Source organism: Clostridium sp. CM039, from assembly GCF_055081075.1.
Genome location: NZ_CM143649.1, coordinates 2997862 through 3009901, shown reverse-complemented (window position 1 = coordinate 3009901; position 12040 = coordinate 2997862). Strand labels below are relative to the sequence as shown.

10 protein-coding genes and 7 tRNA genes are annotated in these 12040 nt (G+C 32.2%); 2 read left to right on the top strand and 15 right to left on the bottom strand.

Features of this window, described 5'->3' with window-relative positions:
- Window positions 1–159: 159 nt before the first annotated feature.
- The 13 genes from ACWJJ2_RS13985 to ACWJJ2_RS13925 all read right to left on the bottom strand — a co-directional run bounded on the left by ACWJJ2_RS13985 (window position 160) and on the right by ACWJJ2_RS13925 (window position 8184).
- Window positions 160–1491: an amidohydrolase gene (locus ACWJJ2_RS13985; RefSeq protein ID WP_216302151.1), complete on the bottom strand. Its 1332-nt coding sequence runs from the start codon at window positions 1489–1491 to the stop codon at window positions 160–162.
- A gap of 26 nt (window positions 1492–1517) precedes the next feature.
- Window positions 1518–3296, bottom strand: a complete 1779-nt coding sequence (locus tag ACWJJ2_RS13980; RefSeq protein ID WP_216302152.1) for an adenine deaminase C-terminal domain-containing protein — start codon at window positions 3294–3296, stop codon at window positions 1518–1520.
- Between the two features lie 131 nt (window positions 3297–3427).
- Window positions 3428–4480, bottom strand: coding sequence for an ABC transporter substrate-binding protein (locus ACWJJ2_RS13975; RefSeq protein WP_216302153.1), 1053 nt, complete (start codon window positions 4478–4480; stop codon window positions 3428–3430).
- A 45-nt stretch (window positions 4481–4525) separates the two neighbouring features.
- Complete coding sequence (locus tag ACWJJ2_RS13970) at window positions 4526–5560, bottom strand: ABC transporter ATP-binding protein (protein WP_216302154.1); 1035 nt, start codon at window positions 5558–5560, stop codon at window positions 4526–4528.
- Between the two features lie 55 nt (window positions 5561–5615).
- Window positions 5616–6401, bottom strand: coding sequence for an ABC transporter permease (locus ACWJJ2_RS13965; protein WP_165411814.1), 786 nt, complete (start codon window positions 6399–6401; stop codon window positions 5616–5618).
- A 1-nt stretch (window position 6402) separates the two neighbouring features.
- Complete coding sequence (locus tag ACWJJ2_RS13960) at window positions 6403–7230, bottom strand: ABC transporter permease (protein WP_216302155.1); 828 nt, start codon at window positions 7228–7230, stop codon at window positions 6403–6405.
- 299 nt (window positions 7231–7529) lie between these two features.
- A tRNA-Thr gene (locus ACWJJ2_RS13955) sits at window positions 7530–7604 on the bottom strand.
- Between the two features lie 5 nt (window positions 7605–7609).
- Window positions 7610–7686, bottom strand: a tRNA-Asp gene (locus ACWJJ2_RS13950).
- A 5-nt stretch (window positions 7687–7691) separates the two neighbouring features.
- Window positions 7692–7767, bottom strand: a tRNA-Val gene (locus ACWJJ2_RS13945).
- Window positions 7768–7780: 13 nt separating this feature from the next.
- Window positions 7781–7855 (bottom strand) — tRNA-Glu (locus ACWJJ2_RS13940).
- 85 nt (window positions 7856–7940) lie between these two features.
- Window positions 7941–8017 (bottom strand) — tRNA-Asp (locus ACWJJ2_RS13935).
- 5 nt (window positions 8018–8022) lie between these two features.
- Window positions 8023–8098 (bottom strand) — tRNA-Val (locus tag ACWJJ2_RS13930).
- A gap of 11 nt (window positions 8099–8109) precedes the next feature.
- Window positions 8110–8184: transfer RNA gene (locus tag ACWJJ2_RS13925), tRNA-Glu, on the bottom strand.
- Window positions 8185–8522: 338 nt separating this feature from the next.
- On the opposite strand from ACWJJ2_RS13925, the gene ACWJJ2_RS13920 reads away from it, so the two are divergent.
- On the top strand, window positions 8523–9752 hold the full coding sequence (locus ACWJJ2_RS13920; protein WP_216302156.1) for a BaiN/RdsA family NAD(P)/FAD-dependent oxidoreductase: 1230 nt from the start codon (window positions 8523–8525) through the stop codon (window positions 9750–9752).
- Window positions 9753–10042: 290 nt separating this feature from the next.
- Here the strand turns inward: ACWJJ2_RS13920 and ACWJJ2_RS13915 are convergent, their stop codons facing one another.
- Window positions 10043–10792, bottom strand: a complete 750-nt coding sequence (locus ACWJJ2_RS13915) for an acyl-[acyl-carrier-protein] thioesterase (RefSeq protein WP_253198110.1) — start codon at window positions 10790–10792, stop codon at window positions 10043–10045.
- A gap of 282 nt (window positions 10793–11074) precedes the next feature.
- Here ACWJJ2_RS13915 and ACWJJ2_RS13910 point away from each other — a divergent pair, with 282 nt between their 5' ends.
- Entirely contained in the window at window positions 11075–11668 is a 594-nt protein-coding gene (locus ACWJJ2_RS13910) for an ECF transporter S component (RefSeq protein WP_165411817.1), read from the top strand.
- 49 nt (window positions 11669–11717) lie between these two features.
- Here the strand turns inward: ACWJJ2_RS13910 and ACWJJ2_RS13905 are convergent, their stop codons facing one another.
- On the bottom strand, window positions 11718–11903 hold the full coding sequence (locus tag ACWJJ2_RS13905) for a DUF1858 domain-containing protein (RefSeq protein ID WP_216302157.1): 186 nt from the start codon (window positions 11901–11903) through the stop codon (window positions 11718–11720).
- Window positions 11904–12040: the final 137 nt, after the last annotated feature.

Here is a 12040-nt window from a genome sequence, read left to right as displayed (position 1 = left end):
TGCACATTAATAAAAAGCACATATTACTATAAATGCGTTTGTCCTCATGAATTACTTCTAAGACCCTCAAATGCATTTTAAGTACTATGTGCTTTTGCTATCATATTTCTTTATCTTCTATTTTGATATATAAATGAATCATATAAGAATATTATTCATTTATAATTTTCCAGCTACCTTCTCAATCTTGTCCTTCAATTTTAAAAGCTCCCTTCTTATCTCCTTAAAGTTCCCAGAAACCAATTCCTTATTTCTAACTACAATCTTCCCATTAACTATTACCGTATCCACATTCCCTGCATTAGCTGAATATACCACCGCTGAATAGTAATCATATATTGGTTGCATATTTACTGATTTAGTTTCTATTAATGTTATATCAGCTTTTTTACCGACTTCAATGGATCCCACTTTATTTTCTAAACCTAATACCTTTGATCCTCCCATTGTTGCCATTTCTACTAATTCCACTGCGGGGAATAAGCTTCTATCGTTATTATATAATTTTTGTATTTTTCCAACTAGACTCATTTGGGTGATTATGTCCATGGTGTTTCCGCTCATTGGACCATCACTTCCTAGTCCTACATCTATACCTTTTTCTCTCATTTTTAATATGGGAGCCACTCCCTTTGCTCCTTTAGCATTTGCCCCTATATTATGACTTACCTTAACATTATGCTTTTTAAGTATATCTATGTCTTGTTCCTCTAAAGTTACAGCATGTGCTGCTATAAAGTTAGAATCCAGTATTCCTAAGCTTTCTACATACTCCACTGGGGTTAGCCCTAATTCTTCCTTATATTTTTCAAATTCGAAGTCCATTTCTGCTAAATGCATAGTAAAAGGCACCTCATATTTTTTAGATATTTCATAGGCCATTTTTAAACTTTCATCACTATTGGTATAGGGTGCATGGGGTGCTATTCCTGGTGTTATTAATTCATGCCCCTTCCATTTTTCAATAAATTCTATAGAGTAATCTAATCCACCAAAGGGTTCCTCAGTATCTGGTGCTTGGAAATTTATAATACTATTACATAGTATTCCCCTCATATTTAACTCTGATGTTGCCTTTGCCACTTCATCTTCAAAGTAATACATATCACAATAGGTAGTTACTCCACCAAGCAACATTTCCGCCACTGCATATTTCGCTCCAATATAAACCAATTCCTTATTCACCAACATATTCTCTAATGGGAATAAATATCTTTTTAATCTATCCTTGCAGTCATCCGCTAAGCTTCTAAACGGAACCATAGAACCGTGGCAATGACAATTAATCATTCCTGGCATTAATATTCCATCTTCACCATCTATTATGTTATATCCTTGAAACTTATTTTCTAAATCAGCTCCACCAACTGCCTTTATTTCATCTCCCTCTATTACGAGCGTACCATTTTCTATAACTTCTTTATCCTTATTCATAGTAATTATGTTTACATTCTTTATTAAAATTCTATTATCTTCTATTCCTTTTTTCATATGCTAATACCGCCAATTTTTTTATTTTATCTTTCACTACTTTCTTTAAACAATGAAACAATCTCCTGTTTTTTAACATCTATTAATCCTTTATCAGTTATCTTTAAAGCTGGACTAACTGGTAGTGATAATGTACTAAATGACATTATTTCATTCTTATGGTCATATCCCAATTCCTTCATAGCGTTTCTTATTTCTTTTAACTGCGATGCTAAAACCTCTATAGGAACATCACTTACTATTCCACCAATTGGTAATGGTGCTGAACCTAGAATGTGACCTTTATTTGCCACCGCATATCCACCTTTGCAGTTTATAACTTCATTAGCTGCCGCTATCATATCCTTAACATTTCTTCCCATTACCATAAGATTATGGTGGTCATGGGCCCAAGTAGTAGCCACAGCTCCTTCTTTTATTATATTACCATCTACTATACCAAATGCTTTACCCTTAGTTTTTCCGTATCTTTCAAAGACTACTATCAATGCACAACCCTTTATTTCCCATTGAAGTTCCCCATTTAATGATTTAATTATAACTTCTCCCTCTTCAGTGAATGTTGTATCTTGCTCCACCTTCATTGTTCTACAAATAAGCTCTCCATTTAATATAGGAGTTTCCACCTTAAAATCTTCTTCGTTTAAAGAATTTAACTTTATGCTATTATAAAATTTCCTAGGAAATCCTTCTTTTTTATTTTCTTTCACCTTTACAGTTTCTTTTATGTTTATACCTTCTTTTGAATTTATTTGCGAATAACTATTCCCTTCACACTCTTCCTTATTATATATCACTTTTCCATTTTTATATACCGAGTGTATCTTAAACTCTTTAACATCTTCTAATAATATAAAGTCTGCCATCTTTCCTGGGGCAATAACTCCTCTATCTAAAAGTCCCATTCTTCTAGCAGGAGTATATGTAGATACATATATAGCGTTTTCTTCACTAAATCCCATATCCATAGCTTTCTTCACTAATTTATTTAAATGTCCACTTGTTAGCTCGTCAGCCATTACATCATCTGTAACCAAACAAAAGTGCTCATATAAATTATTATCCCTTAAATAATTCATATTTTCTTGACTCATAGATTTCTCTTGTATTTCTAAAAACATTCCACCACTTATTTTTTCTTCTATAGATTTTAAACTCTGCTGAGTATGATCCCCATCCACCCCCCTATATATGTACATAGCTAAATCTAACCCTCCAATCTTAGGACAATGACCTTCTATTGGAAAATTATTCTTTTCTCTCTTGATTAGATTTATAATCCTATTTATATTAGAATCATCCTCTTCTATTAAATCCTTAAAATTCATTACCTCTCCTAAACAAATAACCTTCGGGTATGCTAAAAGCTCACCAACTTCTTTATCACTTATAAATCCCCCTGTGGTTTCAAACTCCTTTGATGTTGATGGTACTGAGCTTGGTATTCCATAAAATATATCTATTTTTTCCTCTTTACTTATAAAAGCTATTATCCCCTCCACACCAAAAACATTAGCAATCTCATGTGGATCAGCCACCACCGTAGTTACTCCATGTGGTATAACAGCCTTAGAAAACTCACTGGGAATAGTCATCGAACTCTCTATATGCATATGAATGTCAATAAGGCCAGGGATCATATAATTCCCATGTCCATCTACAACTTCTTTACCACTTAATTTACCTTCATATTCTTTGCCTATATATATAAATTTTTCATCCATTATTGCTACATCTGCATTAATGAATTTCTTAAAATAACTATTATACACTCTGATATTTTTAACTATTAATTCAACTTCCATAATACACCTCTTTAATATATATTTATCTATTCAAATTATGCAGGCTTATTTTTTACTTTTATACCTGAATTTAAAAAATAACTAGTCTCAATCATAAAGATTTTGACTAGTTATTTATTTAATCTATATAATTAGTTCATAATTCTATTCCAAGTATCTATCCATTCACTCATTAATGGATTAACCACTTTATAATCTATAGTTTTAGCATTTTTCACTGTTGGTCCATAGGTTAAATTTTTACTTTCCTCTTCAGTCAAAGAAACCTTTTTATTTACTGGTGATTCACTTAAATTCTTAGCACCTTTATATTGAATCTCTTCACTTAAAACATAATTTATAAACTCATAAGCTAAATCTTTATTATCTGAATTCTTATTTATGTTTATTGAATTAAGGTTTAAATATCTTCCTGACTCTGGAGTTATAAGCTTTATTTCTGGTGATGCATTAGTAATCATTTCATAAGCAAAGTCAGCTGTTACCGCTACTGTTATTTCTCCACTAGCAAACATATTAGATAGGTCTGAAGATTTACTATAAGTTTTAACTACATTAGGCTTTAATCTTTGTAATTCTTTAAATGCAGCTACACCCTTGTCTTTAGATACATCTACTCCTGCTTTTTCTGCTGCTATATAAAGCATAGCTGGACCAAAGGTTGTTGTTATATCTGGTATAGCTATTTTACCCTTTAGTTCAGGCTTCCATAAATCTTCCCAAGAAGTTATTTCAAACTCTACTTCCTTTGGATTAACAGCTATTCCTATGCTGTTTAATGCATATGCTGGTCCAAATCCATCTTTTATTGTTCCTTTGCCCTTATCTACTACATTTTCACTATTAGGAATTTTACTGTAGTCAAGCTTTTCAAATACCCCTGCCTTTATTCCTTGCTCAGCATAGCTCTCAGCTAAGTATATTAAGTCTACTGTTGACTTTGGGTTGTTTTTAAGTTTTGTTAATCTATCAGAGTTATTACCTGTTTCTAATACTATTTTAACTCCATGCTTTTCTTCGAAAGGTTTAAGTACATTTTCTGTTAGCTTGTCTTCATTTAACCCAAAAGTTGAAATTACAAGTTTCTTTTTTTTACCCGAGGCTGAAGATCCACCACTACATCCAACAAATACAGTTGCTAGCAATCCTAACGCTACCGTTACTACCAAATATTTTTTTAACATATCCATTCCTCCTAATTTGCTCAAATTAATAATATCCATTTCAGCTTATACTAATACTATTTTATTTTCAGGTAAGTAAAGATTTATTTTATCTCCTTGAGAATAAACTACATCATTTTGGCTATTTACAACTAAATTTCCCACAGTGGTATTTACATTATACTGATATGATTTCCCTAAGAATGTTCTTATTTCTACAGTTCCCTCTATAGTATTTGACGCTTCTATTGATGCTATAACTATATCATCTGGTCTTATTGTACCTTTAACTTCTGCCTTGTCTATTTTAGGATTTTCCACACTAAACTTTAATCCTTTATTACTTTCATATAATCCATCTTCTACCTTTGTTAAATCTATAAAGTTTTCAAATCCGACAAATCTAGCAACAAACTCTGTGGAAGGATTTGAGTAAATATTTTCTGGAGTATCAAATTGCTCTATTACACCTTTGTTCATTACCGCCACTTTATCTGATATAGAGAAACACTCCTCTTGGTCATGGGTAACAAATAAAGTAGTAATGCCTAAGCTTTGTTGAAGCTTTCTTATTTCAACTCTCATCTTCAATCTAAGCTTCGCATCTAAGTTGCTTAAAGGTTCATCTAAAAGTAATAGACTTGGCTCTATTACTAACGCTCTAGCTGTTGCAACTCTCTGTCTTTGTCCTCCCGAAAGCTCCTTTGGATATCTTTTAGCATATTGATTCATATCTACTACTTCTAATATATCTTTTACCTTTTTCTTTATTTCATCCCTTGATATCTTCTTCATTTTTAAACCAAATGCTACATTTTCTTCTACTGTTAAGTGCGGAAATAATGCGTAGCTTTGAAATACTAATCCGAAATTTCTATTATGAACAGGTATTTTTGTATAATCCTTGCCTCCTAGCATAAACGTTCCATTGTTTGGCTCTATAAATCCAGCAATTACTCTTAATGTTGTAGTTTTACCACATCCACTAGGTCCTAAAAGAGATACAAGCTCCCCTTTTTTAATGCTTAAATTAAAATTTTGTAATATATTGTCTTTCCCATCATATGATACTGCTATATTTTTCAAGTTTATTAAATTCATGTGTTACCCCCACGTTTATTAGCATTATTTAAGGCCTATTACGAACATATTTCGCCTAAGAAAGACTATCTAATCCTAAAGTTTTTTCTACTATAAACATTATTCCAATTGTTATTAACATTAATATAACTGATAATGCTGATACGGTTGGATCATAGTTATACTCTACATAACTCATCATACTAATTGGCAAAGTACTTACTCCTGGCCCTGTTAAAAATATTGATACAGGCACATTGTTAAAGGAGTTTATAAATGCTAACATAACCGCTGCTATAATTCCTGAAGTTATATTTGGCATAACTACCTTAAAAAAAGTATTTATTTTTGTATAGCCAAGACTCATTGCAGCCTCTTCTATTGAATAATCAAATACCTCTAAACTTGAACCAACAACTCTAATTATGTAAGGTACTATTACCAATGTATGACCTATAAATAAACTCATGTATACTGAAAATTCTAATTTTATTACTAAAAACTGAAATAATGCAAAACCAACAACCACTCCTGGTATTATTAATGGTGAAAAGAAAAAACTCTTTAAAACACCCTTTCCTTTGAAATCAAATCTGCTTAATCCGTAAGCTGCCGGTATTCCAATTAACAGTGCTAATACTGTAGACCCACAGGATACTAAAAAACTTACAAACATTGTATTCATAAACATATCTGATTGAAATACATTTGCATACCACTTAATGCTAAACCCCTTTGGTGGGAATGCAATATAACTTTCTGTTCCTATACTTGTTAACGCTATAATTACTAATGGTGCTAGTAAAAATATATATACTAATGCTACGAATATAGTAAGTAATTTGCTTTTTTTGCCTTTCATGTTATAATCCCCTCTTATCTAATCTAGACGCTAATAAGTTTATTCCTTTTATAACCAATAATGTTGTAACTATCATTATTGTTGCAACAACAGACGCCGCTTGCCAGTCACTTAAGGTCATCGCTTCTTGATAAATTAATGTGGCTAACACTGTATTTTTATTACCACCTAATAACTGTGGTGTAGTATAAGCAGTAAGTGCTCCTGTAAATACAAGGACTGTTCCAACTATTAATCCCGGTAAACTCAGTGGGAATATAACCTTAAAGAAGGCCTTCACTTTATTAGCTCCTAAACTTTCCGCTGCTTCTAATAAGTCATTATCTATATTTTCTAAAACTCCTACTAAAGAAATAATCATTAGCGGTGAAAATAAATAAACTGTACCAACTATGATTGCGCCTTCAGTATACATCATAGTTAAAGATTCATTAATAACGCCTAAGCTAAGTAACACTTTATTTATAACTCCATTTTTACCTAAAATACTCATCCAAGCAAAAGAACGAACAATTGAATTTGTAAGAATAGGGAATATGGTTAATGCCATGAATAACCCTCTAATCTTCTTTGAGGTTCTAGACACAAAATATGCTGTTGGAACTCCAATAACCACGCATATTGCAGATGATATTAAAGCAATTCTTAATGTTCTATAAAATATCTGCAGCGTATACTTATCTCCAAAGAAATTTAAATAATGATCTAAACTAAAGCTTCCATTAATACTAAAAGTAGGAATTATAGTACTAACTAAAGGTACTATAAGAAAATAAGCTAGTAATATTAAACACGGTACAAATAATACGTAAGTCCATTTTTTCTTCATAGGTTTAACTCTCCTAAAATTTTATCTTAATGATATTTTTGTTCGGTATATATAATTTATATTTATTTCACAAAACCAATAATGTGGCAAAATATTGATATTCGTCCAAAAAATACGAACATTAATTTATTTTAATTGCTTATTATATGTGTTTATGCTACTATAACGATCGAATGTTGTCAATATTTTTATTTTTTCAAGACAAAAAATCAAATCACTCTAAATACATTTTGAATCTTAATTTTCCATCAAATATGCCGGACGTAAAAAAAGTCCTAAACAAATGTTTAGGACTTTTTTGGAGCTGGCAATAGGAATTGAACCTACAACCTGCTGATTACAAGTCAGCTGCTCTACCGTTGAGCCATGCCAGCAAAAATGGCGACTCAAAAGGGATTCGAACCCTCGACCTCCGCCGTGACAGGGCGGCACTCTAACCAACTGAGCTATTGAGCCATATATGGTGGGAACAACAGGGTTCGAACCTGTGACCCTCTGCTTGTAAGGCAGATGCTCTCCCAGCTGAGCTATGCTCCCATATATGTTTTAATGGTGACTCCTAGGGGAATTGAACCCCTGTTACCACCGTGAAAGGGTGGTGTCTTAACCGCTTGACCAAGGAGCCTTATTATTTTTCAATGATTCTTTTGATAAGAATCAAACTTATAAATTAGATGTTCTTTTATTAAACTATAACAGTTTAGTAAAAATGGCGACTCAAAAGGGACTCGGACCCTCGACCTCCGCCGTGACAGGGCGGCACTCTAACCAACTGAGCTATTGAGCCATATATGGTGGGAACAACAGGGTTCGAACCTGTGACCCTCTGCTTGTAAGGCAGATGCTCTCCCAGCTGAGCTATGCTCCCATGTATGTTTATGGTGACTCCTAGGGGAATTGAACCCCTGTTACCACCGTGAAAGGGTGGTGTCTTAACCGCTTGACCAAGGAGCCATACTAATTTGTCACTTTATTTATTATGGGCTTACGTCTTGCAACCCGACATAAACTATAATACCTAATTTTTCTTAAAGTGTCAACATATTTTCTTATTTTTTTTATTATTTTTTTTCTCAAAACACTCAAATCCAGTTAAATCAACGGTTCCCCTTATAGAATTTTTTTTATGTTTTTTTGAAAATAACTGACTTTTACTAAACAATCACAAACAAATTCTATGGTTATTTATAAAACAAAATAAAAATTCATTTTCATCCTACTGATTTTAGGGTAAGATTATATGTAACCACTTTATAATCTAAAAATATTTTTTCTCGAAAGGAGAGATTTTCTTGAAACATTCTCTTATAATAATTGGCGGAGGTGCCTCTGGTTTAACCTCTGCTTTAATAGCAAAAGATTTTGGTATAGATGTAGCAATAATTGAAGGAACCGACAGAGTAGGTAAAAAAATACTAACTACCGGTAACGGTAGGTGTAATATCAGTAATGTACATATAAATAATGATAGATATCACAGTGAAAATCCAAATTTCGCAGGTTATACGCTAGATTCTTTTACCATAAAGGATACTATAAATTTTTTCGAGTGTTTAGGAATACCTTTAGTTACAAAAGATGGCGGTAAAATGTTTCCTATGTCATTGCAAGCCTCATCAGTACTTGATATACTACGCTTTGCTATAGACGAAAAAAAAATTCCACTATATACAAATACCAAAGCTAAGGAGATTATTAAAACAAATAAGGGTTTTAAAGTTTATAGCACAGATAATTCTACATATGAATGTGAAAGGTTGATTATTGCGACCGGTGGTAAATCAGCTCCTAAAACGGGTTCTGACGGTTCCGGCTATTCATTGGCTAGGCAATTAGGTCATAGTATAATCTCTCCTGTACCAGCCCTTGTACAGCTTAAATTAAACTATAATAAACTAAAGGCTCTATCTGGAGTAAAGTTTGATGGCTTTGCGGAAATATTTATAAACGATAAATATGTTCAAAAGGAATTCGGAGAAATACTTTTCACAGATTACGGCATTTCTGGTCCTCCTATTCTTCAGCTTAGTAGAACTGCATCTTATGGTTTATCTAAAAATAGCAAGGTTTCTTTAAGTATTGATATGCTACCAAATATTAGCTACGAAGATCTAAAAGCATTTTTAAATAATCATTGGTCAGTATTCCCAAGTCGCTGCGTTCATGATTCATTCATCGGAATAATTAACAAGAAGATCATTCCAATAATTTTAAAAGAAGCAAATATAGATGACATTCATAAGCCTTGTTGCGATTTGGCCTCAAATGAAAAAAATGCTCTATATACTTTGCTAAAGCGATATCAATTTGATGTTTCAGGTACTAATTCTTTTGCAAATGCTCAGATAACTGCAGGAGGCATTAATACAAAAGAAATTAATCCCGAAACCCTAGAATCTAATATTACTAAGAATTTATTCTTTGCGGGAGAAATATTAGATGTAGATGGCGATTGCGGTGGTTTTAACCTTCAATGGGCATGGAGTTCTGGTGCTATTGCCGGCATCAACGCCTCCAAATAAAAAATAAGAGTTTGAAACGTGAAAGTTGATTAAGAAATTCTAATATTTTGTAAATGTAAAATGCTCTAATGCTTACATTCGGCATACTGCCGGTTTGCTGGCCTTCCTTCCAGGAAGTCTCACGAGAATTTTATATTTACAAAACAAGAATTTCTAAATCAACTTTCACTGTTTCTGCACTTCTTATTTCAATTCACTTCCAGAGAGATTTCATACTATATCGTACATACTAAGATGTATCTAAGAGGTATGTCGAATAATACAAAAACTACTTGTGATTAACGATTTTCTTATATCCAAGTACTTTCTAAGAGAGTCAGCTCAGTTCCCTCTTCATTTATAATTTTATGTCTACATATTATCTTATCTTCTTCTCTTATAACCTGCGTGCTTACCTTTATGGTCTCTCCGTATGTTGTTTCCTTGATGTAAGTTACCTTAATATTCCTTAGTTCGTAGTTCAATACTATATCCTTAGGAACTGTTTCTAAAGCCCAAGCAACATATTTAACATTATTTACGTGCATATTCGTGTCAATATCACTATACCTAACTTGAAAGTTTTTCTCGCTATGCACTGTAGTTATTGGTACTATATCCTCAATGTCTATGGGTGTATTATTGCTATCATCTATACCATAAGCCTCATACATATCTTTCGTAATCCTTATTGGTCTTCTTCTGTCTGTATTTATTAAAATCCACACAGAACTCGCATGTCCTATTTTATTCCCTTTCATATCAATAATTTCATATTTCCTGTATGCATAAAATTTATTGAAAGAATGTGCAAAAGTTCTAATCTTTATAGTTTCATTTAATAAAGGATATGACTCCATTGTTATGTCCCATTTATATAACACCCAAGCTGATTTATTCTCTTTAAGATGTTCTATTCCAACTCCAAGCACTTCACTTTGATACATTGCCATATCACCAAGATAATCTATAATGCTTGTCATCAAAGCTCTTTTATGAATATCTACTTCATAATAATGAATATTATAATCTCTATCTGTAACCTCTGGCATTTTGCCCATAATACCCCTCCTATATTTCTCATGAGTACATAATATAATAACTATTAATTTCTACGCTTCTTAGTTTTCTTCATACTTAAAATAATACCAAACTAAACCAACACAGTAAACATTAACTGTATAGTATTAACATAAAGTTTGTTAAATTTTTATTTAGCTATGTAATTATTATCAAAATAGTGTTAAAATATTGTTGTCAGTATTCATTATGAAACTGAACTATAAATAAGGATTATGAATAGGACGACTTATATCCTTATGGAATAAGAGCGGGGGGAACACATGATTAATAATAATTCTATTAAACTTAGAAGAATAAAAACAAGTGAACTTACAACTATTGGTATGCTATCAGCTATTTGCATCGTACTTGGTTTAACTGGATATGGCTTTATTCCACTTCCTGGTGCCAAAGCTACTATCATGCACATTCCCGTTATTATAGGATCAATAATAGGTGGCCCTATGGTAGGAATGACTATTGGTTTAATATTTGGGATGTTTAGTATTATGCAAAACATAACAACTCCCAATTTACTCTCTTTTGCTTTTATAAATCCTTTAGTATCTGTATTACCAAGGGTTCTTATTGGTCTTACTTCTTACTATGTTTATAAACTAATCCACGTTAAAAATGATAGCCTAAGGATTGGACTCGCGACCGTTGTTGGTTCGCTAACTAACACTTTTGGGGTTCTTACTATGATATATGTTTTTTATGCGGCTAAATTCGCTGCTTCTAAGGGCATAGATCCATCTATTGCTGCAAAGACTATTTATGGTATAGGTATAATAAATGGTGTTCCAGAGGCCATCATAGCTACTGTAATTACAATACCTGTTATCCTCGCCATTAAGAAAATAAAGAAAAGATAAAAAAATAAAAAAACAAGACACTTAGCAAATGCTAAGTGTCTTAATTTTTTTATGCATTTAATGCAGTCATTAATTCTTCCAAATTAAGACCATGAACCATTGCTGCTTCTTCTAATGTTTCAGCTTGCGCTGAAGGACATCCTACACAACCCATTCCAAAGCTCATTAATACTTCAACTGATTCTGGATTTTGTCTTACAACTTCACCTATTGTCATATCTTTAGTAATTTTCATATTATATACCTCACTTTATGTTAATTTAACCCTAATTCTCATTATATTTTATATGCTTAAATTTTACTAGTACGCACTTTTTTAATCTATAGTATGCACTTGTATACCTTAATATATATTTCCTACAATAATTATAA